This window comes from Sphingomonas sp. P3_C5, from assembly GCF_056402635.1.
Genome location: NZ_JBFUHA010000001.1, coordinates 608,830 through 635,403, shown reverse-complemented (window position 1 = coordinate 635,403; position 26,574 = coordinate 608,830). Strand labels below are relative to the sequence as shown.

The following is a 26,574-nucleotide window of genomic DNA, read 5'->3' as shown; positions in this document are numbered from 1 at the left end:
AGTGGAAGCGGATGGGCGATTACGACGTCGTGGTGCTGGGAACCGGGGCCGCCGGCCTGACGGCGGCGATCGCCGCGCATGAGGGCGGCGCGCGGGTCGCGCTGTTCGAGAAAGCGGAGACCGTGGGTGGCACCAGCGCCTGGTCCGGCGGGCAGATATGGATCCCCAACAATCCTCACGAACTGGCTGCCGGCAGGGAAGACAGCCGGGAGAAAGCGCTGACCTATCTGATGGCGCTGTCGCACGGCATGATCGATCGTCGAATGGCCGAGACCTTTGTCGATACCGGCCCGGAAATGATCCGCTTCCTGGAAGAGCGGACGCCCGTACGCTTCGTGGCGGTGCCCGATTTTCCCGATTACCATCCGGAGTTTCCGGGCGGCATGCCGGAAGGCGGCCGGACGCTCGAATGCCCGACCTTTCCCTATGGTGAGCTCGGCGAATGGCGGGACCGCGTCGGCGTCTCGCCCTATTTCCCGGACTACACCTATACGATTGGAGAGACGACGCTCGGCCAGCCGGTGCCGATGCCGGCGTCGCCCGAGGTAAAGGAATATCGCCGCGCCCATGACGAGCGGGGCATGGGCCTCGCCTTGATCGGCCGGTTGCTCAAGGCTTGCCTCGACCGCGGCATTGTCCCGGTGACCGGGTGCCGGGCGACCGAACTGATGATGGCGGACGGCATGGTCGCCGGCGTGCGCTTCGAAGGGCTGCAAGGTGCCTTCGCCGTGGAGGCGCGGAGCGTCATCCTCGCCACCGGCGGCTTCGAATGGAACCCGGATCTTGTCCGAGCTTTCACGCGCGGGCCGCTGACGCATCCGGTGTCGATCCCGACCAACACCGGCGATGGGCTGAAGATGGCGATGCGGGTCGGCGCAATGCTGGGCAATATGCGCGAGGCGTGGTGGATGCCGGTGATCGAGGTCCCGACCGAAATCAACGCGATGGGCCGGCAATTGCTCACCTATGAGCGGACCATGCCGGGATCGCTGATGGTCAACCGCAGGGGCAGGCGCTTCACCAACGAGGCCTCGAATTACAACGCGTTCGGCGCCGCGTTCCACGAGCAGGACGTCAGCCGCTTCGACTATGCGAACCTGCCCTGCTGGCTGATCTTCAATCAGGATTTCTACGCCAAATGGCCGTTTGTCGGCGGATTGCCCGACGCATTCGGCGAGGGCGCGCGGCCGCCGCAATGGATTGCCGGCGCTGATACGCTCGCAGACCTGGCTGAGCGGGTCGGCATCGATCCCGAGGGACTCGAGCACGCAGTCGCCCGCTTCAACAGCAATGCCCGGAAAGGCCATGATCCCGACTTCCGCCGCGGCGAAAGCGCCAATGATCTTTGGTGGGGCGACCCGGCACATCGCGGCGACAAGCGCGCGACGCTCGGTCCGCTCGGCCCGGGTCCTTACTACGCAATCGAGGTGAAGAGCGGCACACTTGGGACCAAGGGAGGACCGCAGACCGACATCGACGCGCGCGTGCTCGACGTCGATGGGCGCCCGATCCCCGGCCTTTATGCAGCGGGCAATGCAATGGCATCGCCCATGGGGATGACCTATGGCGGCGCCGGCGGCACGCTCGGCCCCGCAATGGCCTTCGGTTACCGCGCKGGACTCGCCGCTGCAGCGGAGACTGTAACGGCCTGACTCGAAGCCGGCGCTTCAGCCAGCGATGATACGGGCCATCTCGCCGGTGTCGAAATAATGGATGTGCATTGCGACCATCTTGCCGTCCGGGGCAAAGCTGGTCACCTCGGCAACGCGCTGCACGATACGGCGGCCGGTGCCGCGCACGGTCATGCTGAACTTCAGCAGCGCGACGACGTGGCGGTCCCCGCCGACAAGGTCGATCCATTCGACATCGGGATCCTCCCAGAAGGTCATGACATGGATGAACAGGCGTTGCAGCGCATCGCGGCCGTGCCACTCGCCGCCATAAGGGAGCGTCACCGGCTCGTGGATCACGAAATCCTCAGCCATGAATGCCTCGACCGCATCCCACTCCCCGCGCGAGGCGTGGTCGTACATGGCTTTGGTCGCTTCTGCGGGTGTCATCGGCCTGGCTCTTTCATTGGATAGAGCGAACTTAGGCGCAGGGGGTCACCGCCAATATCGTCAAAAATGGCAGGACAGCGCAGGGTCGCCCAGCGCTACGGTGACTCCGCAGATTGAGTCGGACTCCATGACAATCGGACTCCGGCGACTCGACAAAAGGAAGCGGATTTGAAGCTCGATGAATCGATCGGCGCGGTCGTCACCGGCGGCGCCTCAGGCCTTGGCGCGGCAACGGCGATGGCGCTTGCCACCAGGGGCGTGAAGGTCGCCTTGTTCGACATCAACGCCGACATGGGCGAGCCGTTCGCGCGGCAAATCGGCGGCATCTTCTGCAAGGTCGATGTGACTTCAGACGAGAGCGTTGATGCCGGCTTCGCCCGCGCCCGTGCGGCGCATGGGCAGGAGCGCGTGCTGGTCAATTGCGCCGGAGTCGGCAGCGCGATCAAGACAGCAAGCCGCGACCGTGAGACCGGCGCGGCACGGCATTTTCCGCTCGAAGCTTTCAACCAGGTGATCCAGATCAACCTGGTCGGCAGTTTCCGCTGCATCGCCAAATCAGCGGCCGGCATGCTGACGCTCGACCCGGTCGACGCGTTTGGAGAGCGCGGCGCCATCGTCAACACCGCCTCGGTTGCGGCTGAGGACGGGCAGGTCGGCCAGGCGGCCTATTCAGCCTCCAAGGGCGGTGTGATCGGCATGACCCTGCCGATAGCGCGGGACCTGATGAACGAAGGCATCCGGGTCAACACGATCCTCCCGGGCATCTTCGAGACGCCGTTGCTGCTGGCCGCGCCCCAGGCCGTGCGCGACGGGCTGGCGGCGAGCATCCCGTTCCCCAAGCGGCTCGGCGCCCCGGCCGAATATGCGCATCTCGCCCTAACCATGATCGAAAACGGCTATTTCAACGGCGAGGATGTCCGCCTCGACGGCGCGATCCGCATGTCGCCGCGCTAGCCGATGGCCGGGATCTTCCAGACTCCGTCACCATGGATGGACGAGGAGCTCGTCCTGTTCGACGATTCGCTGCGCCGGTTCCTGAGCGATCAGGTGCAGCCGGAACGGCTTGCCCAGTGGCGCGCGGACGGCATCGTCGAGCGATCGGCCTGGAACGAGATGGCTGCTGCCGGTTTGCTGGGCCTGTCCGTCGCAACCGACTTTGGCGGCGCGGGCGGTGATTTCCGGCATGATGCGGTGATGATCCGGCGGCTCGGCCTGATTGGCGCTGAAGGCTGGGGCGTGCCGCTGCACAATGCGATCGTCGCGCCCTATATCGAGAAATACGGCACGCCCGAACAGCGCCAGCGCTGGTTGCCGCGCATGGTTTCGGGCGAATGGATCACCGCGATCGCCATGACAGAGCCGGGCGCGGGATCCGACCTGCGCGGGATGCGGACCATGGCCCGGCGCGACGGCGACCAGTATCGCCTGACCGGACAAAAGACCTTCATCACCAATGGCCAGCATGCCGACCTCATCCTGGTCGTCGCACGGACTGACCCTGATGCGGGTTCGAAGGGCATTTCGCTGTTCGGCGTCGAAGCCGAACAGGCGCCCGGCTTCCAGCGCGGGCGCAATCTCGACAAGGTCGGGCTCGAGATGGGCGACACATCGGAGCTGTTCTTCGATGACGTGCCGGTGCCCGCCGCCAACCTGATCGGCGGCGAGGAAGGCCACGGCCTCCACCAGCTGATGCGGGAGCTGCCCAAGGAGCGGCTGATGATCGCGATCGAATCGCTGGCCCTGATCGAGGCGGCGTTCGATCATACGCTCGCCTATGTCGGGGAGCGGAAGCTGTTTGGCCAGTCGCTGCTCGACTTTCAGAACACGCAGTTCCGCCTCGCCGAGTGCAAGACCGAGGCAATGGTCGCGCGGTGCTTCGTCGACGATTGTATCGCGCGCTACCTTCGCGGCGAACTGGACGCGGCGACAGCGAGCATGGCCAAATTATGGGTTTCGGAGCGCGCGCAAAAGGTCGTCGATACCTGCCAGCAGCTGTTCGGCGGCTATGGCTATATGAACGAATATCCGATCGCCCAGATGTACAAGGATGTGCGCGTGAAGCGCATTTATGGCGGCACCAGCGAGGTCATGAAGCTGCTGATCGCCCGCACGCTCGATGCGTGAACGCCGCCCGACCTACGCGGTGGCGACCCCTTTTTCCGATATGAACAGGAGCATCCGACCATGACTGCCACTCAGGCCTATATCGTCGCCGCCGGCCGCACCGCCGGTGCCCGCCGCAACGGCAAGCTTTCCGGCTGGCATCCGGCCGATCTGGCGGGTCAGGTGCTGGACGCGCTGGTTGCGCGTACCGGGATCGACCCGGCCGCGATCGAGGACGTCATCATGGGCTGTGTCGGCCAGGCCGGTGAGCAGAGCATGCATGTCGGACGCAATGCGGTGCTGGCATCGAGCCTGCCGCAATCAGTGCCGGCCGTCACGATCGACCGGCAGTGCGGATCCTCGCAGCAGGCGATCCATTTCGCCGCGCAAGCCGTCATCGCCGGCTCGCAGGACGTGGTGATCGCCGCCGGCGTCGAGAGCATGTCGCGGGTGCCGATGGGATCGCCGATGACGCTCGCCGCAGCGGCCGGGATCGGCGTCGGGCCATGGTCGAGCCGGATTCGCGAGCGCTTCGGCGTGCCCGAGTTCAGCCAGTTCATCGGCGCCGAGATGATCGCCGACAAGCATGGCTTCAGCCGCGAGGATCTCGATCGCTATGCCGTGGAGAGCCATCGGCGCGGTGCCGCGGCGACGGCGGCCAATGCCTTTGCCGGCGAGATCATCCCGATCGAAGTGACCGATGCCGATGGCAATGTCTCGCTGCATATCGTCGACGAGGGCGTTCGCGCCGATGCGACGCTTGAATCGATCGGCTCGGTCCGGCTGCTCCAGGAGGGCGGCAAGATCTCGGCGGCCAATGCCAGCCAGATCTGTGACGGCGCAGCCGGCGTGATGGTGGTGAGCGAGGCGGCACTCAAGCTGCACGGCCTGACCCCGCTCGCGCGCATCCATGCCCTTACCGTCACTGCGGGCGATCCGATCATCATGCTCGAGGAGCCCCTTGCCGCGACGGATCGGGCGCTGAAGCGGGCCGGCCTGACGATCGGCGACATCGACCTTTACGAGGTGAACGAGGCGTTCGCGCCGGTGCCGCTGGCCTGGATCAAGCATGTCGGCGCCGACCCCGAGCGGATGAACGTCAATGGCGGCGCGATTGCGCTGGGCCATCCGCTTGGAGCCTCGGGCGCGAAACTGATGGCGACTTTGATCCACGCCCTTCGCGCGCGTGGCCTGCGCTATGGCCTTCAGACCATGTGCGAGGGCGGCGGCATCGCCAATGTGACGATCATCGAAGCACTTTAGAGCCGCTGAAACCATGAGCAGGGCGACGTCATGACCATCAGCGCGGATCTGAGCGGTTACAGGGCCCTGGTCACCGGGGCGTCGAGCGAGGGGCTGGGGGCGCATTTCGCCCGCACCCTCGCGCGCGCTGGCGCCGAGCTGGTGATCGCGGCGCGGAGACTGGCGCCGCTTGAAGCGCTGGCCGCCGAGATCGAGGCGATGGGCGGCCGCGCACAGGCGATATGCATGGACGTTGCCGATGGCGCGAGCGTTGCGGCCGGCTTCGATGCGGCGGGGCGGATCGATATCGTCGTCAACAATGCCGGCGTGGAACGCTCAGGCTCGATCCTCGACATTGCCGAAGCGGACTATGAAATGGTCCTGGACATCAACCTCAAAGGGCCATGGCTGGTGGCGACCGAGGCGGCGCGGCGAATGCGGCAGGCGGGTTCCGGCGGGTCGATCATCAATATCGCCTCGATCACCGGGCACCGGGGCATGCTCGGCACCGCGCCCTATAATGTGTCCAAGGCAGGCGTGCTGCATCTGACGCGGCAGCTGGCCTGGAGCCTGGCGCGATACGGCATTCGCGTGAACTCGATCTCGCCGGGCTATTTCGTGACTGACCTTAACCGGGCGCATCTCGAATCGGAGCATGGCGAGGCCCTGCAAAAACGCATCGCGATGCGCCGCTTCGGCCAGTTCCCCGATCTGGACGGCGCGCTGCTGCTTTTGGCCTCCCCAGCCTCGGGCTTCATGACCGGGAGCGACATCGTGGTGGATGGCGGGCACCTGCTGACGCCACTGTAAGTTCGCCATTCAGGCCCGCCTGGCGACGCCACAGGACGTGTTCGACGGAATCTGAGGCGCTCGAAAATCGGCGGTTTCTCCCTGTTATCGGCAATTAACAGGGAAGATTTTATTTTTTGGCCCGATTTTGCCCGTTTTGTTGGATTTTTTCGGCAAATTCAGCGCGCTTATTCAACGCCTTGCAAGGAGCTCTCCCTGTTATTGAATAACAGGGAGGCGTGTTGGAGATAACAGGGAGAGGTGTTGGACATAACAGGGAGAGCCGCACCCGTAACAGGGAAGGAACAGGGACGGGCGGAACACCGAGGTTTCGACCATCATGTCAAAGAGCCAGCCGGAGTTTTTTGACTCCGTCCGGTTTGCACATTGCAACGATTCGGACTGCGGTTGAATCGAACGACAGGCGATGGCCGCTCTCCGCAGCACAGGGGCCTGTCGCACGGCGTATCGCCGGCCTGCGCGCCCATCCCGTTATGTCACGATGTCGAGAAGCTGGATGCCCCGTGAGGATTCGAACCTCAATAGACGGAGTCAGAGTCCGTAGTCTTACCATTAGACGACGGGGCAACGCGGAGGGCGATCTAGGGGGGCTGGCCGGGGCTGTCAACCGAGGGCGGCAACCAAGGCGGGGCGCTGCTTGCCGCGCGGCACGCCCTGCGCTACTTCTGTCGCCAAGCACCGAACGGCAGGCTCCCGGGTCTATACCCAAGCCCGCCGCGACGGCAGAACATAAAAGCGAGTACTCACGGCATGGCGGACCGTTCGCCGAAAATGCCGTACCGGCAGGACAGTCCTGCCCGTCCGGCGCCGACTCCCAATGCCCCTGCGGCGGGGCGTGCGCGTTGGCCCGAGGCGCGCCACTTTGCGGCGCTCGATCTCGGCACCAATAATTGCCGGCTGCTGATCGCCAGGCCGCAAGGCGCTGGCTTCGCTGTCGTGGATGCCTTTTCGCGGATCGTCCGGCTGGGCGAGGGGCTGGCGGCCACAGGGCGGCTGAGCGACGCTGCAATCGACCGGACACTCTCCGCGCTGAAAGTGTGCTCCGACAAGCTCAGGCGGCGTAATGTCGCGCTGTCGCGCTCAGTCGCGACCGAGGCGTGCCGGCGCGCGAGCAACGGACCCGAGTTCATCGCCCGCGCTTATGCCGAGACCGGCATCCATCTCGACATCATCACCGCCGAGGAGGAGGCGCGGCTTGCCGTGCTCGGCTGCCATGCGCTGATCGAGCCTGGGGAAGACCCTGCCCTGGTGTTCGACATCGGCGGCGGATCGACCGAGCTGGTGCTGGTCGACACCCGCCCGACCGTGCCGGTGGTGCTCGACTGGCACAGCGCGCCCTGGGGCGTCGTCTCGCTGACCGAGAGCGCCGGTGGCGGCGAGGGATCGGACGGGCTGGCGGCCGCTTACGCGCGGATGCGATCGCTGGTGGCCGAAAGCTTTGCCGGATTTGCGAGCCGGTTGCCGAGGAATATCGACCGGCCCCGGCTGCTCGGGACCAGCGGCACGGTGACCACGCTCGCCAGCGTCCATCTCGGCCTGTCGCATTATGACCGATCGGCGGTCGATGGGCTGATCGTGCCGGCGACCTCAATGCGCAGGATCAGCGCCGATCTTTCGCGGATGAGCATGGCCGAACGCTCCACCCTGCCCTGTATCGGCACCGAGCGCGCCGATCTGGTGGTGGCGGGCTGCGCGATCCTCGAGACGATCATGGATTTGTGGCCGGCCGAACGGCTCGGCGTGGCCGATCGCGGCATTCGCGAGGGCATCTTGCGCCGGTTGATCGGTGGGAAAGCATTATGAGCAAAGATGGGGGCGGGCTGCGAGTCCGGGTCAAGACAGCGCGCCGGCGGACCGCGCAATCGACGCGTTGGCTCGATCGGCAGCTCAACGACCCTTATGTGAAGCGCGCCAAGGCCGAAGGCTATCGCAGCCGCGCCGCCTACAAGCTGATCGAGCTCGACGAGCGATTCGGCTTTCTGCGCGGCACCAAGCGGATCGTCGATCTGGGCATTGCGCCGGGCGGCTGGGCGCAGGTCGCGCGGCGGCGGCTGCCCAAGGCGGCGATCGTCGGCATCGATCTGTTGCCGGTCGACCCAATCGACGATGTCGTCATTCTGCACATGGACTTCATGGACGATGCTGCGCCCGACCGGCTGATCGAGGCGCTGGGCGGCGCGCCCGACCTCGTCCTGTCGGACATGGCCGCGAACACCGTCGGCCATCCGCAGACCGATGCGCTGCGGACGATGGGGCTGGTCGAGGCGGGGCTGGCCTTTGCGGTCGACGTGCTCGAGCCGGGCGGTGCGTTTATCGGCAAGGTGTTTGCTGGCGGCGCCGATGCGTCGCTGGTCGCCGAGCTCAAGCGCAATTTCAAGACGGTGAAGCACGCCAAGCCTCCGGCGAGCCGGAAAGGTTCGTCCGAATGGTATGTCGTGGCGCAGGGCTTCAAGGGGCGGAGCGAGAGGGCGGTAACGGAGTGACGCTCGATATATCCTCTCCTTTGGGAGAGGATACGAAGCCTTATGAGCGAAGCGAATTAGGCGAAGTTGGTGAGGGGCTCTGGACTATCGAGAATGCGGGCCCCCTCACCAACTCCGACTAGCGAGCAAGCTCGCAAGCCTCCGTATCCTCTCCCACTGGAGAGGAACATTGTCGGCATACGTCTCACCCCACAACAAAAAGCCCGCGAATCGCTTCGCGGGCTTTTTGTATCAATAGAGACAGGAGGACTCAGCCCTCGTAGTCGCCGCCCAGATTCTGGTTGCGCGGGGGTGCCGCGGCGGTGAGGCGGAGTGCTTCGGCCGAGGCGGCGAGGCTGCCGATCTCGTCCGGCGTATCCTCGTCATCGACCTGGACTCGCTGCAGACCCGAGACGACGGCTTCCTCGAGGTGAGTCGGACGGACGGTTTCCTCTGCGATCTCGCGGAGCGCAACGACCGGGTTCTTGTCGCGATCGCGATCGATGGTGAGATCGGCGCCGCCGGAAATCTGCCGCGCACGCTGCGCTGCATAGAGTACCAGATCGAACCGGTTGGGGATCTTGTCGACGCAATCCTCGACAGTGACGCGCGCCATGAACGGCTTCCTTCGCAACAACGATAAGAGAGAAGACGCGCGATCTAGGGTGCAAGCCGCGCCAAGTCAAGGAAAGCGGCTTGCGCGCGTGCGCGCGGAAATGCGGCTTGCGCGCGTGCGCGCGCGTGGCCATCACCCTTTGGTGCCAGAACCAGCCATCCAGCCGAGCTTCACCGTCGACGGCAACCAGCTGACGATGCTCGATACCGGCCCGCGTCGGTTCGATGCGCTGCTCGCGCTTATCGCGAGTGCCGAGCGGACGCTGCGCATTATCTATTACATCTATGTCGACGACGAGGCGGGAGCCCGGATGCGCCAGGCGATGATCGACGCGACGACCCGGGGCGTGAAGGTCCATCTGATCGTCGATGGCCTTGGCAGCGAGCAAGCCGAGCAGCACCGATTCTTCGACCCGCTCCGTCAGGCGGGCGTCGATGTCTGCCGCTTCGTGCCGCGCTGGGGGCGGCGCTATCTGCTGCGCAACCACCAGAAGCTCGCGCTCGCCGACGAAGCGCGCGCGATCATCGGCGGATTCAACGTCGAGGACAGCTATTTCGGCACGCCGGCCGAACAGGCGTGGCGCGATCTCGGGTTGCTCGTCGAAGGATCCGCGGCGGGGCATATCGCCGGCTATTTCGATTCGCTCGCACGCTGGACAAAGCGACCCAAGGCGCCATTGCGTACGCTACGCCGCTCGTTGCAGACCTGGAGCGAGCCCCAGGGCAAGACGCGCTGGCTGTTCGGCGGCCCAACGCGGAAACTGTCGCCCTGGGCGCGCGCGATCAAGCGCGACCTCCAAAAGGCCCGGTCGATCGATATCATCGCCGGCTATTTCGCGCCAAGTCCGGGTATGCTCAACCGGCTCGATCGCGCTGGTATGCGTGGCCAGGTACGGATCGTGTTGCCATCGAAGAACGATCACGGCGCCGCGATCTGGGCTTCGCGCTTCACTTATGCCGGGCTGCTCAGGAAGCGCGTCGAGATTTACGAATATCAGCCGACCAAGCTCCACACGAAGCTCTTCGTGGTGGACGATGTGGTCTATATCGGGTCGGCCAATTACGACATTCGCAGCCTGTTCCTGAATCTCGAGATGATGCTGCGGATCGAGGACGCTGCCTTTGCGGCGCATGCCCGCTCCTATATCGATGGCGAGATCGCGAATTCGGAGCGAATTACCGCCGCGATCTACAAGGAGCGCACCAACTGGTGGGTGCGGATCAAGCAGGCTGCGGCATTCTTCGTGATGACGGTGCTTGATTTCAACGTGACCAAGCGGCTGAATTTCGGGCCTGAGGAGCGCCTCTAGAATCTGTTGCAGCTTCGCTGAATCGGCACCAGCCCGCTGGTGCCGTCTTGCTAAAACAGAGGGCGCTCAGTCCTTCCACGCCCAATAGAGCTGCGCCGGCGGAACGTTCCACCATTCCATGTCGTGATCGATGCGCGGGAGATAGGGTTCGATAAAGTCGCGGCATTTGGGCGAGAATTGATAGACCAGAAAGGCGCCGCCCGGACGGAGCACATCAGCGGTCGCCTGGCCGATCGCATCGCCGATACCTGCGGGCAGGGTGGAGAAGGGCAGGCCGGAAAGAACGTAGTCAGCATGATCGAAGCCGTGATCCCGGACGATCTCGCGCACATCGGCCGCTGATCCGCCAACCGCCATGAAGCGTGGATCCGTGATCTCGTGGCGCAGATAGCGGATGAAATCGGGGTTGGTGTCGATCGCGATATATTTCGCGTCGGGCGCGAGCTTCTCCAGGATATGCGGGCAGAAGGTGCCGACGCCCGGGCCATATTCGACGAACAGCTTGGTGTTCTCCCAATCGACCGGGCCGAGCATCTTGCGAATCAGCTGGACTGACGAGGGAACGATCGACCCAACCATGACCGGGTGCTTGAAGAAGCCCCGCAGGAACATTCCCCAGGGCGAGGGCACGCCGGCTGCGGCCCGGCGCTGACGTCGGGCGGCGGTGGTCGAAACGGTCACAGGCGATCCTTATGAAACTGGCTGACGGGTGTCTGTCGCAATCCTGTAACGAACATTCAAGCTTTTGGGTTGCGAACTCCTTTCGACCGTGTGCCGTTCGGGGTTGCACGAAAGGACGAAGCGCTTAATCGGAAGCGATGCGCAGCGACCGATCCGGCCAGATCGTGGTGATCTTCCTTTCCATCCGCACCCAGGCCGATGATGCCGGCTATGGTGAAGCCGCCGCCGCGATGGGATCGCTGGCAGCGACACAGCCCGGCTATCGGGGCATCGAGAGCACGCGCGGCGCCGATGGGCTCGGCATTACGCTCAGCTTCTGGGCCGACGAGGCGAGCGCCCTGCTGTGGCGCGACCACCCCGAACACAAGGCGATTCGCGACGCCGGGCGCGACCGCTGGTATCAACGCTATGAAGTGATCGTGTGCGCGGCGCAGCGATCCTATGCGTGGGAAAAGGGGTGAAAAGCCCGGCGATCAATCGCGACTTCGCTGTGTTGTTCATGGTGATGCTGACGATCGCTGCGGGGAACACGGCGCTGCAATCAGTGCTGCCCGCGCTCGGGCGTTCCCTGAAAGTCGCCGACAGCGCAGTGGCCGCCGCCTTCTCGGTTTCGGCTTTGCTCTGGGTTCTGGCCGCGCCTTTCTGGGCTAAACGCTCGGACCGGCATGGTCGACGCGCGATGATCCTGCTCGGGGTCGGTGGTTTCAGCATGTCGCTTGCCCTGTGTGGACTATTTCTGGCGGCCGGCATCAACGGCTGGATCAGCGGCACCGCTGCTTTCGTCTGTTTCATAGGCGGTCGGCTGATCTACGGAGCCTTCGGCTCGGCGGCGCCCCCTGCGGTGCAGGCGCTGGTTGCCGGACGGACAAGCCACGAGGAGCGGACGCGGGCGCTGACGCTGCTTGGGTCAGCCTTTGGGCTCGGCACGATCCTGGGCCCGGCGATCGCGCCCTATCTGATCCTTGGCGGCATCGGATCAGTCGAGATCGGCCTTTCCGGCCCCGCCTTTCTGTTCGCGCTGTTCGGCGCGGCGATGTTCGTGGCGGTGCTGCGGCGCCTGCCCAACGACCTGACACCACAACCGGGCACGCACGGTGCCGCCAACGCCTATCCCTCGATCGGCGGGCAGAGCTCGGGCGCGAGCGTCACCGCAGCGACCGAGCCGCATAGCGAGCATGTCAGCTACAGAGATCCGCGGATCCGCGCCTGGATGATCGCCGGGCTGGTGATGGGTCACGCCCAGGCGATGACCGGGCAGGCAATCGGCTTTCTGGTGATCGACCGGCTGCACGTCGCGCCCGCCGAGGCGCTGCAGCCGACCGGCCTTGTCCTGATGATGGGCGCCGGCGCTGCGCTCCTCGTGCAATGGGGCATCATCCCGCTGCTCGACCTGAAACCGCGCCAGCTCGTGCTGACCGGGCTGGTGTTCGCCAGCGCCGGCTGCGCGATGACGGGGCTGGCAAGCTCGCTCTACGGCATTGCGACCGCTTATGCGCTTGCCTCGATCGGCTTCGGTTTCACCCGCCCGGGCTTCACCGCCGGCTCCTCGCTCGCGGTGGGCCATGCGGCGCAGGGGTCAGTCGCGGGGAAGGTTACGTCGATCAACGGCGCTGCGTTCGTGCTCGGGCCCTCAATCGGCGTCGGCCTGTACGAAGCACGGCACGCGCTGCCCTATCTGACAGCGAGTGCCGCGCTCATATTGCTGTTCGGCTATGCCTGGATGGCGCTGCGCGAACCCTTAGTCGATGCCCTTCGGGCCGTGGGGCCGGAGCTGACCGGGGGTGATGAACCCTATGGGCTGGATCGCTGAAGCCTCCTGCTTCAGACGCGCCGCCATCTGTTCATACTCCCGCTCCATTTCCGGCGTGACCGACGCCCGCGAATCGCCGAGCGCTTCCTCGAAATGCGCCATCGTCACCTCAGTAACACTGAGCGACTGGCGCAGCGCGACAAGGCCGGCGCGGCGCACCAGATCCTCGAGATCCGCACCAGTGAAGCGCTCGGTGCGGCTGGCCATCTCGTCGAGGTCAACGTTTGCGGCCAGCGGCATCTTGCCGGTCTGAATCGCAAGGATCCGGCGCCGGCCGGCCTTGTCGGGCACGCCGACATAGACGAGCTCGTCGAAGCGGCCGGGACGCAGCAGCGCCGGGTCGATCAGGTTCGGGCGGTTGGTCGCACCGATCACCACCACTGACTGAAGCTCCTCGAGCCCGTCCATCTCGGAGAGGATGGTGTTGACCACCCGCTCGGTCACCTGAGGCTCGCCCAAGCCACCGCCGCGTGCGGGGACCAGCGAATCGAGCTCATCGATGAAGATGATGCACGGCGCCACCTGGCGCGCCCGGGCGAACAGCCGGGCGATCTGCTGTTCGGATTCGCCATACCATTTGCTCAGCAGGTCGCTCGACTTGGTGGCGATGAAATTCGCCTCAGCCTCGCGCGCGACGGCTTTCGCCAGCAGCGTCTTGCCGGTGCCGGGCGGACCATAGAGCAGGAAGCCCTTGGCGGGACGGATGCCGAGGCGGCGGAAGGCGTCGGGATCCTTCAGCGGCAGCTCGACGCCTTCCTTGAGCCGCGCCTGGGCCTTGTCGAGACCGCCGACATCCTCCCAGCGGACCCGCGGCGCCTCGACCATCACCTCGCGCATCGCCGATGGCTGGACACGTTTCAGCGCATCGAGGAAATCCTCGCGCGTGACGGCCAGGGTATCGAGCACCTCGGGGGGGATGGTGCGCTCGGCAAGGTTGAGCCGTGGCATGATCTTGCGCACCGCCTCGATCGCCGCCTCGCGGGCGAGGGCAGCGAGATCCGCACCGACAAAGCCATAGGTCGTCCGGGCAAGCTCGCCGAGATCGACCCGGTCGCCGAGCGGCATGCCGCGGGTGTGAATGCCGAGGATCTCACGCCGGCCGCGCTCGTCCGGCACGCCGACGATGATCTCGCGATCGAACCGGCCCGGCCTTCTCAGCGCCTCGTCGATTGCCTCGGGGCGGTTGGTCGCCGCGATAACGACGACATTGGCGCGTGCTTCGAGGCCGTCCATCAGGGTGAGGAGCTGAGCGACGAGACGCTTCTCCGCCTCGCCCGAAACCTGGCCGCGTTTGGGCGCGATCGAATCGATTTCGTCGATGAACACGATCGACGGGGCAGCCTTGGCGGCGGCCTCGAAGATCTGGCGCAGCTTGCTTTCGGATTCGCCATAGGCCGAACCCATGATCTCGGGGCCGTTGATCAGGAAGAATTCAGCGGCGGATTCATTGGCAACGGCGCGGGCGAGGCGGGTCTTGCCGGTGCCGGGCGGCCCGTGGAGCAGCACACCCTTGGGCGGATCGACGCCGAGGCGCTGGAACAATTCAGGGTAGCGCAGCGGCAGCTCGACCATCTCGCGGAGCTGGTCGATCGTCTGGCCCATGCCGCCGATATCATCATAGGTGACATCGGCGCGGCGCGCTTCCTTCGGCTCCTCATATTCGGGGCGGAGTTCGATCTCGGTATTCTCGTCGACATGGACGACGCCCTTGGGGGTCGTCGCGATCACCGCGAGGCGGATCTCCTGAAGGGCATAGGCCGGCGCGCGGAGGAATTGCTGGACCCCGGGGGGCATATTGTCGACGCGCTGCTGCCCGGCGGTGGCGACGACATCGCCCTGGCACAGAGGGCGGCCGAAAAAGGTGCGCTTGAGCGCATTCGAAGAACCCTCGAGCCTCAGATTCTGCTGCGCGGGCGCAAACACGACACGGGTCGCGGCTTTGGATTCGGCCTTGCGGATCTCGACGAAATCGCCCGACCCGACACCGGCATTGGCGCGTTGCAGACCATCGATCCGGATGATCTCGAGCCCTTCATCCTCGGCATAGGGCGCGACGGCGCGTGCCGGCGTGATACTCTTGCCGATGATTTCGACGACATCGCCCTCGCCTATGCCGATCGCGGCCATCAGCGCGCGCGGGATATGAGCAAGGCCTCGGCCGCTGTCTTCGGGCCTGGCATTCGCCACCTGCAATTTACGAACGGGCGATTCGCCATCGGCCATGAAGCTGTCCTTCTCGAGCTCGTCACTGAGCGCGCGAGATAGGAGCCGGGTTCCGCTTATGCGAGCGCTACCATGCAATGTTTCAGCAAGGCGCTGGAAAGCGGACAAAAAAAGGGCCGATCCCGAAGGACCGGCCTGGAAAGTTTTAGGAGAGGATGCCTGAAAGGCCTGCTCTATGTGCAGTGCAGCACGTTATGTTGCAAGTGCGAAATAAGTCGAAGTGATTGCATTTTGTGCAATCGGCACTGGCTATTTAGGGAGGGGAGCTGCTAGCTCAGGCCCAGTTGGTATATGACGCGGTGCACAAAGGGAGCGGTACCATATGCGCAGATTGCCGCCATTGACTGCGATCGAGGCGTTCGTCCAGGTCGCGCGGCTCGGCTCGATCAAGGCTGCGTCGCAGGAGCTGGCCCTGTCGCCGCCGGCGCTCAGCCGGCGTGTCCAGGCGCTCGAACGCTTCATCGGCAAGCCGTTGTTCGACCGGCGACACCAGGCGGTTGTGCTCAACGCCGATGGCGAGCGGCTGCTCCAGCAGATCGCGCCGGCGCTCGACAGCCTGTCCGATGCGGTGGAGGTCATGACCAGCGGGACTGACGTGCTGCGGTTGCGGCTGGGCATCCTGCCGCTGTTCGCGTCACAGCGCCTCTTCCCCCGGCTCGGCGAGCTGCGCGCGAAGCATCCGGAGCTCCATCTCGACATCGACACTGCGGCGCACGGCCTGTCCCGGCTTGGCGATGGGCTGGACGCAGTGATCGCGCTTGCCCGCGAGATTGATCCGGCGCTCTACGCCAAGCGGCTCGACCGCAACTCAGTCTATGTGATCGGCGCGCGCAACCTGATCGACCGCCCCGATCCGGTCGTCCGCCCCGAACAGGTTGCCGGGCTCACGGCGCTCGTCCACCGCGACATGCCCGACACCTTCAGCGCCTGGCGCAATGCCGCCGGGCTCGGCGAGCTGGAACCGCTGGCAATCGATCATTTCGATTCGGGCGCGCTGATGCTCGAGGCGGCGGCGCAGGGGCTCGGCATCGCCTTTATGCACGAAAGCCATTTCGCCGACGCGCATGACGACCGGCTGGTCAAGCTGTTCGATATCGAGGTGGAGAGCCCGTACAGCTACTGGTTCGCCTGCCGGCCGCGTGCGCTGACGCAGCGGCCGGTGCGGCTGTTCCACGACTGGCTGATTGCCACGATCGGCGATCCGGGCGTCTGAGGTTTTCCCTCTCCCCGCAAGCGGGAAGAGGGAAACACGTCACTCAGCGCGGGCCTTGACGATCTTGCCGGGCTCGCGGGGCGGCTCGCCCTTGGGGAGGGCGTCGACATGGTCCATGCCCTCGATCACTTCGCCCCAGACGGTATATTGACCATCGAGGAAGCGGGCATCGTCGAAGCAGATGAAGAACTGGCTGTTGGCGCTGTTCGGGCTCTGCGCACGGGCCATCGAGGCGGTGCCGCGCTTGTGGGGCTCCTTCGAGAATTCCGCGGGGAGATTGGGCTTGTCCGAGCCGTGCATGCCAGTGCCGGTGGGGTCGCCGCCCTGCGCCATGAAGCCGGGGATGACGCGGTGGAAGACGACGCCGTCATAGAAGCCCTCATTGGCGAGCTCGACGATCCGTGCGACGTGCTGCGGCGCGAGATCGGGGCGGAGCTTGATGACGACGTCGCCGGTGGCGAGCGTCAGTGTCAGGGTTTCGGGGGTGTCGGACATAGGGAAACTCTCCTGGGAAACGAGTTGCGACGCCCCTAGCCCCGCGGAGCTTCGCTGGCAAACCACGATCATTGGCAAGCCGCCGACACGGCGCTAGACCGCGCCCGAACGGGCACGGAGGTCCATCATGAGCGAGACCGAACTGACCCAGGACGAGCCCGAGGTCCAGCAGCTCGATGAAGACGACCGGCTGAAGCCCGAATTCGTCCGCGCCGTGCTCGACGCGGTCGAGGCGGGCGATTCCGAGGCGGCGCGCGTGCTGGTCGAGCCGCTCCATCCCGCCGACATCGCCGATCTGTTTGAGCTGACGTCGCACGAGGAGCGCGCCGCGCTTGCCAAGGCGATCACCGACCTGCTCGACGCCGATGTGTTCGCCGAGATGAACGATTATGTCCGCGAGGACCTGATCGACGCGCTCGAGCCGCACCAGGTGGCGGACATCGCCTCCGAGCTCGATACCGACGACGCGGTCGCGATCATCGAGGACATGGAGGAGGACGACCAGCGCGCCGTGCTCCGCGCACTCGACCCGGACGATCGCGCCGCGATCGAGGAAGCGCTGTCCTATCCGGAGGAATCCGCCGGCCGCCTGATGCAGCGTGAGCTCATCGCGGTGCCCGAGCATTGGACCGTCGGCGATGCGATCGACTATCTGCGCGGCCATGAGGAGCTGACGACCGATTTCTGGGAGATCTTCGTCGTCGATCCCGCGCACAAGCCGGTCGGCACCTGCCAGCTCTCCTGGATCCTGCGCACGCCGCGCGGCATCTCGATCGCTGATGTGATGAAGCGCGAGCAGACGCTGATCCCGGTCGATATGGACCAGGAAGAGGTCGCGCTGCGCTTCCAGAAATATGCGCTGATCTCGGCCGCGGTCGTCGATCTGAACGGGCGGCTGGTCGGTATGATCACGGTCGACGACATCGTCCACATCATCTCCGAAGAGGCGGGCGAGGATATCCTGCGGCTGTCGGGCGCCGGCGAGGGCGACATCAACGAGCCGATCCAGCTCACGGTACGGACGCGGATCACCTGGCTGGTGGTCAATCTCGGCACCGCGATGCTCGCTGCCTCGGTGGTCGGCGCGTTCCAGGGCGAGATCGGGCGGTTCGCGCTGCTCGCTGTGCTGATGCCGATCGTCTCCGGGATGGGCGGCAATGCCGGGACCCAGACCCTGGCGGTGGTGGTCCGTGCGCTTGCCACCAACCAGCTGACCAGCTCGAACACCGCCCGCATGATCGCGCGCGAGTTCACCATTGCGGCCGCCAACGGGATGATGCTGGGCGCGGCGATCGGGCTTGGCACCTTCCTGATCTTCCACAATCTCGATCTGGCGATCGTCATCGGGATGGCGATGGTGATCAACAACCTCGTCGCCGGGCTTTCAGGCGTGCTGGTGCCGGTGGGGCTGGAGCGGGCGGGCGTGGATCCGGCAGTGTCGTCAGCCGTGTTCGTGACAATGATGACCGACGTGATGGGCTTCTTCTCGTTCCTCGGCCTTGCCACTCTGTGGGGGCTGGGAGGTTAGGGCCAGCGCCGCTCCGTGTTGGGAATGTCAGGAGGATCAGGACATTTTATGTCCTGTACAGAACATTGTACAGATGAGCGTGTGCGGTTCTTGGTTGCCGAGGCGGCCGCGAACACCCAAATGTCTGTAATGCCGCTTCATATCACCAAGGTCGCCTTCGGAACTACGGGCGTCGAGCATCTCGCCGAACGGCTGCTGATCCGCGCCGAAGCCGGCCCGGTGTTCCTGACGACGCGCTATCTGCCGAAGCGGCACGAGGAGATTGCCGGCCAGGGCTCGCTCTACTGGATCCTCAAGCATCAGCTGATTGCGCGCTCGCCGATCCTCAGCTTCGGCGAGGCGGAGGGCGGACGGGTCGCCATCTTTATCGATCCAGTCCTGATCCTCACCCATGCCCGGCCGAAGCGCGCGCATCAGGGCTGGCGCTATCTCGAGGACGCCGATGCGCCGGTCGATCTCGGCGATGACATGGTGGCGGGCGACGTGATGCCCGCAGCGCTGATGGGAAAGCTTGCCGGACTCGGATTGCTCTGAAGCTTTAAGGCGCCGGCAGCTGGCCGCAGCTGACCGGACCGCCGGCCACTGCCTTCACCGTACAGGCCGGCTTGCCATAAACGGTGGCGGCGCCGATCCCCGTCGTGGTGACATTGGCGGTGTAGAGCGCGGTGGCGTGGGTTTCGCCATTGCCGTCGAGGCGCAGGACGAGATCACCTGCGGCGAGCGGCGCGGCGGCAATGATGCCCGGTCCACTGGTGTTGAGGTTCACCTTCGCCGCCTTGCCGGCGAGCGCGATATTGCCCGAGCCGAGCAGCGTGACGAAAAGCTGGTCCGCCTCGATGCCGGAGACAGTAAGCGAACCGCTTCCGGTCAGCGCCAGATCGATGCGCTGGCTGCGCAAGGGGCCGGCGATGGTCAGCCTTCCGCCGCCGATCACCGTCGCGCGGCGGACCATGGCTGTCGATACGCTGATGACAGTCGCCTCAGCGGCACCGCCACGCGGCTGCTCGCCCCATCCGCCCATGCCGGCGCGGACGATCAGGGTCGTCCCCTCGACGCGGATATCGAGATCCTGGGTGGCTTTGGGATCGCCTTCAGCGCTGGCACCGGGCGATGCGTTGGTGGTGAGTCGCACGTCGAACGGACCCTCGACGCGGATTCGGTCGAAGCTGCCGATCGAATAACTGCGTTGGGCGGCATGCGCCGGGGCAAAGGCCAGGAGGGCGAGAGCCGGCGCGAACAGGGAGAGATGACGGATCATCCGCCCGGCATCCACCCTATCCGCGATCGAGGCAAGTCCGGCGGATCACCCGCCGCAGTGAATATCGCCCGATCCCATCTTGCTGGTGGTGCATTTGGCGCCCGATCCGAGATCGACATCGCCCGACCCCACGATCGCCACGGCCGCCGGACCCGTGACATCGGCACGGACGTCGCCCGACCCGGCAATCGAGACGTCTGCGCCTTCGGCTTTGACGCCGGCCGCATCGATGTCGCCGTTACCGGCAACGTCCATCTTCAGATGTTTGGCGCTGCCCTTCACCTTGATATTGCCCGAGCCGGCGATCGAGAAGTCGCCCGCCTGGACGTTCAGCGCCGCGACCTCGAGATCGCCCGAACCGGCGGTGTTGCCGCTGAAGCTCTGGCCGTCCACGCGATCGATCGTCATGTCGCCCGAGCCGGCGATGCTGGCCTCGGCAATGCGGGGCATCGTCACGAAGACAGTGATGCCTTTGTGATCGCCACCACCCCAATGGAAGCCGTTGCGATCGATCCGGCCGACCTTGAGGGTGTCGCCGACCTTTTCGATCTTGAGCTTGTCGAGCTCGGCCGAGGGGCCTTCGGCGCGGACCGAGAAGCCGGTGCCGACCCGGACATCGACATTGTCCGACCCGCGCAGATCCACATTGGTGAAATCGGCGACTGCGAAGGTGCGTGACGACCCGGTTCCCGAGCCAGCGATGCCGGGCTTCGAATCATGATCCGAACCATAGGAACAGCCGGACAGCGACATTGCGGCGAGCGGCAAGGCGGCGAGTGACGTGGCGATCTGGACAATCAGGCGCATGGGAACCTCCAGTGTGTATTGTTGCCATAACACACTACAGCGCCTCCCGCAAATGAAAAGGGGCGGCCGTTGCCGGCCGCCCCCCCAATCTCAGCAAGGATCCGCGATCAGGCGGGAACCTTGTCCTTGTTGTGAATCGCCGCAGCCTTGCGGAGAATCTCGAGGATCTTCTCCTGTGCCGTCGGCTCGTCGACCTGCTCCATCGCGGCGAGTTCGCGCGCGAGTCGGCTGGTCGCCGCTTCGAAGATCTGACGCTCCGAATAGCTCTGCTCGGGCTGATCGTCGGCACGGAACAGATCGCGGACCACTTCGGCGATCGACACGAGGTCGCCCGAATTGATCTTGGCTTCATATTCCTGCGCGCGACGCGACCACATGGTGCGCTTCACCCGTGGCTTGCCGGTCAGGGTATCGAGCGCTTCACGCAACGTCTTGTCGGACGAGAGCTTGCGCATGCCGACGCTCTCGGCCTTGTTGGTTGGCACGCGGAGCGTCATCCGCTCTTTTTCGAAACGAAGCACATAGAGTTCGAGTTGCATCCCGGCGATTTCCTGCCGTTGCAGCTCGATGACACGGCCAACGCCGTGCTTGGGGTATACGACATAATCGCCGACGTCGAAGGACAGCGCCTTGGCAGCCATTCCGTTGAGCCTTTCCGTGGATCGAGTCCCCTGAGGATGCACGGCAACAGCGGAGCTGCTTGCGCGCGAAAAGGGGATGTTGATTTCTGCTTCTCCAGGCGGGCGGCGCGATTCAGCGCCTCCGTCCCGACCTATGTAGCACAGTCGTAATAAAATTACCAGCCAAACGTCGCCGGACGCTGGCTGTTAGCGCTATTATTAGGACAAAGGCGACGCTTTTCTCGCGTTCCTGCCCTGTTTTGCCAACCCATTCCGGGTCAGCGGATCAGCCCGCTCAGTCTCCAGCGCCGGGCTCGGGCGAGAAGAATTTGTCGTATTTGCCGGTCTCGCCCTTGTGCTCGTCGGCATCTGCCGGCGTCTGGCCGTTCTTGCGGGTGACGTTGGGCCATTGCCCGGAGAAAGTGTTGTTGAGTTCGAGCCACTGCTCGAGCCCACTTTCGGTGTCGGGCAGGATCGCCTCGGCCGGGCATTCCGGCTCGCAGACGCCGCAATCGATGCACTCGCTGGGATTGATCACCAGCATGTTCTCGCCCTCGTAGAAACAGTCGACCGGGCAGACCTCGACGCAGTCCATGTACTTGCACTTGATGCAGGCATCGGTGACGACGTAGGTCATAAACACTCCCCAATCCGAACGCACGGGTCCGACGAAACGCCCGTCTGCTATGCCCCGACGTCGCCGCCGTCAACGCCCCTCGACTCCTGCGAGGCATTCTCAATCATGAGATCGCTGTAACAGGCCTGCGCTTCGGGTGCGGGGCCGCGCCGCGGCGGCAGCTTCTCGACCCTGATCGCGCGCACCCGGCTGCCCTGGACAAAGGCGAGCGTCGAGCCGACGCGGACCGGGACATGGCCGCGTTCGATGCGGCGGCCATCGACGCGGAAACTGCCGGTCTGCGCCAGCGCCTGGGCGGCGCTGCGGGTTTTGGCGAGACGGGCGAACCACAGGAAGCGATCAAGCCGCATCGCCGCGCGAACCTCGCCTTCAGCCACGCGGCGCTCCCAAAGCGGCGAGTGCGGCAAAGGCATTGTCACGCGGTGGCGGAGCCGGCTTGGCGCGAGCGATACCGCGCCATACCCAATGCGGGGTGCCCTCCGCCACTGGCGCGGTACGGAAGCCCAGCGCCGCCATCAGCCGCGCCAGCGTCTCGCCGGTCACGCCGATCGAGGTGGCGAGCGCCGGATCGGGGGCGAAAGGCTTGCGGCCGGCGCGGGCCTCATGCGCGGCACGAGCGATTCGTTCGACCAGATCGATCCGCACTGCCTGAGCGCCCAGCGGACGATAGCCGTCAGCGAGCGTAGCACCCGGGCTGCCGCGATCGAGCACGGTGGCACCGTCGGGCGGCCCGGCCTCGACTGGGCCGTCCTCGCGCGCGGCGCGCAAAAGACGGCGCCAGCGAGCCGGACCGGGTTTGAGCAACCGAGGGTCGAACAGATCGAGCGCGCCTATCGTAACCCCGTGCGCGCGGAGCCGTTTGCGGCCGGCGGGATCGAGCGCGTCGACCGCCGCCGCCACATCGGCCCGGCTGATGATGCCGCCCGCGCCGACCAATGCGGCGGCAACCGCACGCAGGGCAGGCGGCGCCTGCGGATCGCGCTGCGCTATATCGAGCGCGACCAAGCCGGGCAGCCGCCGCGCGAGCTGATCGGCCAGCCAGAGTTCGATCCGCGCCTGGACCTGAGCCTGAAGCCCGCGATCAAGGCATTCAAGCGCGCGATCGAGCTTCACGCGGGGACCCACGAAGCTCCGGCCGGGGGCGAGCTGCGCGACCGCCAGCCCGTCCCACAGGATCGTTCGCGCGTCACTCTCATCGAGCGCAAGGGCCGTCTCGGCGGCCGCGGCCAGTGCCTTGCCCCGACGGGCGCGCTCGTCGCCGAGGCGGCGTTCGGCGGCGGCGAGCAGCAGGCGCTTGTCGCCGTGGCGCGCATCGGACGCCACGGTGAAGCGAAAGCCGTGGAGCCGGCCGATCGCATGATCCTCGACCATCACTTCGCCTTCAGGCCCGATCACCACCGGCAGCGCACCGCGATCGGCGCCGATCTGGCGGAGCAGCATGGTGGTGCGTTTGTCGACGAAGCGCTGGGTGAGGCTGAGATGGAGCGCGTCCGACAGCCGCTCTTCGACAGCCGAGGCGCGGGCAGCCCAATGGGCCGGGTCCGCTAGCCAGTCGGGGCGATTGGCGATATAGGCCCAGCTGCGCGCCGCCGCGATCCGTCCGGCGAGCGTCTCGACATCGCCCGCGACATTGTCGAGCCGGGCGATCTCCTCGGCGAACCAGCTGTGCGGGACATGCCCCTGCCCCTCGCTCAGATGGCCGAACAGCCGGCCGACAAAGCGCGCATGCGGATCGACGCCGAGCTTGCGGAAATCGGGCAGGCCGGCCGCCGCCCAGAGCCGCGCGACCATGGCCGGCGAGCGGACCCGGTCGCGCACCCAATCCTCATCGGCGAGGCGCTTGAGTACGGCGAGATCGGCGGCCTGAGGCGCCGCGCGCAGCACCCGCTCCATGGGACGCGCCTCGAGACTGGCGACCAGTGCGTCGATGCTCGACAGATCGGGCTGGCCGTCGCGCCAATAGAGGAAATCGAGACGCGGGAAGCGGTGTTCCTCGATCGCCAGCACTTCCTCAGGCGTGAAGGCGCCCGGCCCTTCCTCGACCAGCGCGCCGAAAGTGCCGTCGCGCTGGTGGCGCCCGGCGCGGCCGGCGATCTGCGCCATCTCGGCGACGGTCAGGCGGCGCTGGCGATGGCCGTCGAACTTGTCGAGACTGGCAAAGGCGACATGCGCCACGTCCATGTTGAGGCCCATGCCGATCGCATCGGTCGCGACCAGATAATCGACCTCACCGGCCTGGAACATCGCGACCTGCGCGTTGCGGGTGCGCGGAGAGAGAGCGCCCATCACTACGGCCGCGCCGCCACGCAGCCGGCGGAGCATTTCGGCCACGGCGTAAACCTCCTCGGCGGAGAAGGCGACGATCGCCGAGCGCTTGGGCAGCCGCGAAATCTTTCGCGCGCCGGCGTAGCTCAGCGTCGAGAAGCGCGGGCGGTTCAGGATGTCGATACCGGGCACCAGCGCCTTGAGCATCGGGCGAAGCGCCTCGGAGCCGAGGATCATCGTCTCCTCACGGCCTCTCGCGCGGAGGATGCGATCCGTGAAGACATGGCCGCGTTCAGGGTCTGCGCCCAGCTGCGCTTCGTCGATCCCAACGAATGCCAGATCCCTGTCCACGGGCATGGATTCGACAGTGCACAGGAACCAGCGCGCGTCCCTGGGGACGATCTTTTCCTCGCCGGTGATCAGCGCAACCTGGCCGGCGCCCTTGATTTTGACAACCCGATCATAGACTTCGCGCGCCAGCAGCCGCAGCGGGAAACCGATCATGCCGCTCGAATGGCCGCACAGCCGCTCGACCGCGAGATGGGTCTTGCCGGTGTTGGTCGGGCCAAGCACCGCGGTGACGGGGCGTTCGGTATCGCGGGTCATCGTGATGGCAACATCGCGTGCCGACGGGCGCGGCGCAACCGATGCTGCGCAAAAACTTTGCCAAGCATATCGAATGCTTAGCGGAATCGGTTAATTCCTCTCTTTGGCGCGGGACCACAACGCCTCGCCGCAGGAGTCCCGACCCGGAACATTCCTTAATTTGACTTTAGGATAATGGCGCCACAGTCATTCCACCTCGCGCCGGGGGGTTCGTTCAGTCGGCGACTCACAAAAGGGGCCGACACGCCTTGTTCTTGCGCAACGATCATGGCCTGGACCAGGCGGGGGGCACCGCCACCCTGTCTTTCGGTCGTGCGTTCGTGCCGATGGCCGAGCCGAGCCGCATGGACAAGCTGCGCGACGCCATCGACCGGATCGACTGGACGCCCGACCTCGGATCGCAGATCGGATCGCTCGACTGGTGGCGTGGCGCGGCGACCTGCGCTGCGCTCTGCGCCGTCACCTGGATGCTCTCGCCCGGGCTGCACAGCACGATCCTGGGCGATGTGCCCACATCACTTGCCGGCACCAGCTGGGACGAAGCGCGCGCGCAATCGATCGCGCCGCTTGCCTGGGGCGCCGATACCGGCCGCCACATGGCCGCAAACGATCTGGTCGCACCGCTTGCCGAATCGCCCGAACGGCCGCGTGTCGAACTAACCTCGCGCTTCGCCCAGGGCGACGATCTCACTCATATGCTGCAGCGCTCGGGCGTTTCCGAAGGCGACGCATCGAACGCCGTGAAGCTGATCTCCGGCGCAGTCGCGCTCGGCGAGATCAAGGCAGGCACGCCGTTCGACATTACCCTTGGCCGCAGGCCGACGCGCGACGTTGCGCGTCCGCTCGAGCAGATCGCCTTCCGCGCGCGGTTCGACCTTGCCTTGTCGCTCGCGCGCGCCGGCAGCGGCCTGAAGCTCGACCGCCATCCGATCGCAATCGACCACACGCCGCTGCGCATCCAGGGCCTTACCGGCAGCAGCCTTTATCGTTCCGCGCGCGCCGCCGGCGCGCCCGCCAAGATCGTCGAGGCCTATATCAAGGCGGTGGCGGCGCACGTCTCAATCGGCAGTGTCGGCTCGGCCGCAACCTTCGACATGGTGATCGACCAGGCGCGCGCCGCGACTGGCGAGGTCGAGCTTGGCGCCTTGCAGTTCGCGGGCCTCAATCAGGGACCGAAAAAGACCCAACTGGTCAAATGGTCGGATGGCGAATGGTATGAGGCCTCGGGCCAGACCGAGAGGCGCGGCACCTTCGGCATGCCGGTGGCCGGCCATATCACCTCGAGCTTCGGCCTGCGCATGCACCCGATCCTGCGCACGCTCCGGATGCACAAGGGCATCGATATCGGCGCCCCCTGGGGCACGCCGGTCCATGCCGCGATGGACGGTGTCGTCTCCTTTGCCGGGCGCACGGGCGGCTATGGCAATTTCATCAAGCTGAACTCGGGCGGCAATGTCGCCACCGGCTATGGCCATCTGAGCCGGATCATGGTGCGCAATGGCGAGCGAGTCTCGCGCGGCCAGCTGATCGGTGCGGTTGGATCGACTGGGCTTTCAACCGGCCCGCATCTCCACTGGGAGGTCTGGAAGAACGGCATCTCGGTCAACCCGCGTTCCATGTCCTTCTCGAGCGTGGCGCAGCTTTCGGGCGATGCGCTCCGCGCCTTCAAGGCCAAGTTCCAGAGCATGATGGCCGTGAAGCCCGCGCATTCGTAACGGCATTCGTGACCTGTAGCGGCCGCGCGCGCCGTTTGAATGAAAGCGATAGTCCGCATGTGCGATAAAGCGTGCCGGGATTGAGCCGGTTGTAACCCCCCTCTTGTCCTCGCC

The 26,574-nt window shown here is 65.6% G+C and carries 25 protein-coding genes and 1 tRNA gene; 14 read left to right on the top strand and 12 right to left on the bottom strand.

Annotated elements, in window-relative coordinates; translation table 11 throughout:
- The first annotated feature begins 11 nt into the window (after window positions 1–11).
- A complete protein-coding gene (locus tag AC1DVS_RS03090; RefSeq protein ID WP_478020153.1) occupies window positions 12–1,652 on the top strand; it encodes an FAD-dependent oxidoreductase in 1,641 nt (546 codons plus the stop codon).
- Between the two features lie 15 nt (window positions 1,653–1,667).
- On the opposite strand, the gene AC1DVS_RS03085 is transcribed toward AC1DVS_RS03090, so the two are convergent.
- A complete protein-coding gene (locus AC1DVS_RS03085; protein ID WP_478020151.1) occupies window positions 1,668–2,060 on the bottom strand; it encodes a nuclear transport factor 2 family protein in 393 nt (130 codons plus the stop codon).
- A gap of 168 nt (window positions 2,061–2,228) precedes the next feature.
- Between AC1DVS_RS03085 and AC1DVS_RS03080 the strand changes: the two genes are divergently transcribed.
- From AC1DVS_RS03080 to AC1DVS_RS03065, 4 genes are read left to right on the top strand one after another with little or no spacing between them, the layout of a single operon-like run.
- A complete protein-coding gene (locus tag AC1DVS_RS03080; protein ID WP_478020150.1) occupies window positions 2,229–3,014 on the top strand; it encodes an SDR family NAD(P)-dependent oxidoreductase in 786 nt (261 codons plus the stop codon).
- A 3-nt stretch (window positions 3,015–3,017) separates the two neighbouring features.
- Window positions 3,018–4,184, top strand: a complete 1,167-nt coding sequence (locus AC1DVS_RS03075; RefSeq protein ID WP_478020148.1) for an acyl-CoA dehydrogenase family protein — start codon at window positions 3,018–3,020, stop codon at window positions 4,182–4,184.
- Window positions 4,185–4,244: 60 nt separating this feature from the next.
- On the top strand, window positions 4,245–5,426 hold the full coding sequence (locus AC1DVS_RS03070) for an acetyl-CoA C-acetyltransferase (RefSeq protein ID WP_478020147.1): 1,182 nt from the start codon (window positions 4,245–4,247) through the stop codon (window positions 5,424–5,426).
- Between the two features lie 30 nt (window positions 5,427–5,456).
- Window positions 5,457–6,215: an SDR family NAD(P)-dependent oxidoreductase gene (locus AC1DVS_RS03065; RefSeq protein ID WP_478020145.1), complete on the top strand. Its 759-nt coding sequence runs from the start codon at window positions 5,457–5,459 to the stop codon at window positions 6,213–6,215.
- 493 nt (window positions 6,216–6,708) lie between these two features.
- Here the strand turns inward: AC1DVS_RS03065 and AC1DVS_RS03060 are convergent.
- A tRNA-Gln gene (locus AC1DVS_RS03060) sits at window positions 6,709–6,782 on the bottom strand.
- Window positions 6,783–6,965: 183 nt separating this feature from the next.
- Between AC1DVS_RS03060 and AC1DVS_RS03055 the strand changes: the two genes are divergently transcribed.
- Together AC1DVS_RS03055 and AC1DVS_RS03050 are read left to right on the top strand one after the other, a co-directional pair.
- Window positions 6,966–8,018 carry a Ppx/GppA phosphatase family protein gene (locus AC1DVS_RS03055; RefSeq protein WP_478020143.1) on the top strand — a complete coding sequence of 351 codons (1,053 nt, stop codon included), beginning with the start codon at window positions 6,966–6,968 and terminating at the stop codon, window positions 8,016–8,018.
- The gene (locus tag AC1DVS_RS03050; RefSeq protein ID WP_478020142.1) at window positions 8,015–8,698 is read left to right on the top strand and encodes an RlmE family RNA methyltransferase; all 684 of its coding nucleotides are present in this window, start codon (window positions 8,015–8,017) and stop codon (window positions 8,696–8,698) included. The genes AC1DVS_RS03055 and AC1DVS_RS03050 overlap by 4 nt, the downstream gene beginning before the upstream one ends.
- Before the next feature lie 250 nt (window positions 8,699–8,948).
- Here the strand turns inward: AC1DVS_RS03050 and rpoZ are convergent, their stop codons facing one another.
- Entirely contained in the window at window positions 8,949–9,293 is a 345-nt protein-coding gene (gene rpoZ, locus AC1DVS_RS03045; RefSeq protein ID WP_478020140.1) for a DNA-directed RNA polymerase subunit omega, read from the bottom strand.
- 142 nt (window positions 9,294–9,435) lie between these two features.
- Here rpoZ and AC1DVS_RS03040 point away from each other — a divergent pair, with 142 nt between their 5' ends.
- Window positions 9,436–10,602 carry a phospholipase D-like domain-containing protein gene (locus tag AC1DVS_RS03040; RefSeq protein WP_478020138.1) on the top strand — a complete coding sequence of 389 codons (1,167 nt, stop codon included), beginning with the start codon at window positions 9,436–9,438 and terminating at the stop codon, window positions 10,600–10,602.
- 66 nt (window positions 10,603–10,668) lie between these two features.
- Here AC1DVS_RS03040 and AC1DVS_RS03035 read toward each other — a convergent pair whose 3' ends face one another.
- Window positions 10,669–11,283, bottom strand: a complete 615-nt coding sequence (locus AC1DVS_RS03035) for a class I SAM-dependent methyltransferase (protein WP_478020137.1) — start codon at window positions 11,281–11,283, stop codon at window positions 10,669–10,671.
- 137 nt (window positions 11,284–11,420) lie between these two features.
- On the opposite strand from AC1DVS_RS03035, the gene AC1DVS_RS03030 reads away from it, so the two are divergent.
- Together AC1DVS_RS03030 and AC1DVS_RS03025 are read left to right on the top strand one after the other, a co-directional pair.
- Window positions 11,421–11,744 carry an antibiotic biosynthesis monooxygenase family protein gene (locus AC1DVS_RS03030; RefSeq protein WP_478020136.1) on the top strand — a complete coding sequence of 108 codons (324 nt, stop codon included), beginning with the start codon at window positions 11,421–11,423 and terminating at the stop codon, window positions 11,742–11,744.
- 38 nt (window positions 11,745–11,782) lie between these two features.
- The gene (locus tag AC1DVS_RS03025) at window positions 11,783–13,093 is read left to right on the top strand and encodes an MFS transporter (RefSeq protein WP_478021234.1); all 1,311 of its coding nucleotides are present in this window, start codon (window positions 11,783–11,785) and stop codon (window positions 13,091–13,093) included.
- Here AC1DVS_RS03025 and AC1DVS_RS03020 read toward each other — a convergent pair.
- Window positions 13,022–15,316, bottom strand: coding sequence for a CDC48 family AAA ATPase (locus tag AC1DVS_RS03020; protein ID WP_478020134.1), 2,295 nt, complete (start codon window positions 15,314–15,316; stop codon window positions 13,022–13,024). The genes AC1DVS_RS03025 and AC1DVS_RS03020 overlap by 72 nt on opposite strands.
- Window positions 15,317–15,638: 322 nt before the next feature.
- On the opposite strand from AC1DVS_RS03020, the gene AC1DVS_RS03015 reads away from it, so the two are divergent.
- Window positions 15,639–16,529, top strand: a complete 891-nt coding sequence (locus AC1DVS_RS03015; protein ID WP_478020133.1) for a LysR substrate-binding domain-containing protein — start codon at window positions 15,639–15,641, stop codon at window positions 16,527–16,529.
- A gap of 39 nt (window positions 16,530–16,568) precedes the next feature.
- Here AC1DVS_RS03015 and AC1DVS_RS03010 read toward each other — a convergent pair whose 3' ends face one another.
- Entirely contained in the window at window positions 16,569–17,024 is a 456-nt protein-coding gene (locus AC1DVS_RS03010) for a peptidylprolyl isomerase (RefSeq protein WP_478020132.1), read from the bottom strand.
- Window positions 17,025–17,151: 127 nt separating this feature from the next.
- Between AC1DVS_RS03010 and mgtE the strand changes: the two genes are divergently transcribed.
- Both mgtE and AC1DVS_RS03000 read left to right on the top strand, forming a co-directional pair.
- Complete coding sequence (gene mgtE / locus AC1DVS_RS03005) at window positions 17,152–18,552, top strand: magnesium transporter (RefSeq protein ID WP_478020130.1); 1,401 nt, start codon at window positions 17,152–17,154, stop codon at window positions 18,550–18,552.
- 129 nt (window positions 18,553–18,681) lie between these two features.
- Window positions 18,682–19,086, top strand: coding sequence for a DUF1489 family protein (locus tag AC1DVS_RS03000; RefSeq protein ID WP_478020128.1), 405 nt, complete (start codon window positions 18,682–18,684; stop codon window positions 19,084–19,086).
- A gap of 4 nt (window positions 19,087–19,090) precedes the next feature.
- Here AC1DVS_RS03000 and AC1DVS_RS02995 read toward each other — a convergent pair whose 3' ends face one another.
- The 6 genes from AC1DVS_RS02995 to AC1DVS_RS02970 all read right to left on the bottom strand — a co-directional run bounded on the left by AC1DVS_RS02995 (window position 19,091) and on the right by AC1DVS_RS02970 (window position 24,745).
- Window positions 19,091–19,810 carry a GIN domain-containing protein gene (locus tag AC1DVS_RS02995; RefSeq protein ID WP_478020126.1) on the bottom strand — a complete coding sequence of 240 codons (720 nt, stop codon included), beginning with the start codon at window positions 19,808–19,810 and terminating at the stop codon, window positions 19,091–19,093.
- 45 nt (window positions 19,811–19,855) lie between these two features.
- Window positions 19,856–20,617 (bottom strand): head GIN domain-containing protein, encoded by a 762-nt coding sequence (locus tag AC1DVS_RS02990; protein WP_478020124.1) that lies wholly within the window; start codon window positions 20,615–20,617, stop codon window positions 19,856–19,858.
- Between the two features lie 107 nt (window positions 20,618–20,724).
- Window positions 20,725–21,258, bottom strand: coding sequence for a CarD family transcriptional regulator (locus AC1DVS_RS02985; RefSeq protein WP_478020122.1), 534 nt, complete (start codon window positions 21,256–21,258; stop codon window positions 20,725–20,727).
- A 274-nt stretch (window positions 21,259–21,532) separates the two neighbouring features.
- Window positions 21,533–21,874 (bottom strand): ferredoxin FdxA, encoded by a 342-nt coding sequence (gene fdxA / locus AC1DVS_RS02980; RefSeq protein WP_478020120.1) that lies wholly within the window; start codon window positions 21,872–21,874, stop codon window positions 21,533–21,535.
- 47 nt (window positions 21,875–21,921) lie between these two features.
- Window positions 21,922–22,224, bottom strand: coding sequence for an RNA-binding S4 domain-containing protein (locus tag AC1DVS_RS02975; RefSeq protein WP_478021232.1), 303 nt, complete (start codon window positions 22,222–22,224; stop codon window positions 21,922–21,924).
- Window positions 22,225–22,243: 19 nt separating this feature from the next.
- The gene (locus AC1DVS_RS02970) at window positions 22,244–24,745 is read right to left on the bottom strand and encodes a helicase-related protein (RefSeq protein ID WP_478020118.1); all 2,502 of its coding nucleotides are present in this window, start codon (window positions 24,743–24,745) and stop codon (window positions 22,244–22,246) included.
- Between the two features lie 248 nt (window positions 24,746–24,993).
- Here AC1DVS_RS02970 and AC1DVS_RS02965 point away from each other — a divergent pair, with 248 nt between their 5' ends.
- Complete coding sequence (locus AC1DVS_RS02965) at window positions 24,994–26,460, top strand: peptidoglycan DD-metalloendopeptidase family protein (protein WP_478020116.1); 1,467 nt, start codon at window positions 24,994–24,996, stop codon at window positions 26,458–26,460.
- Window positions 26,461–26,574: the final 114 nt, after the last annotated feature.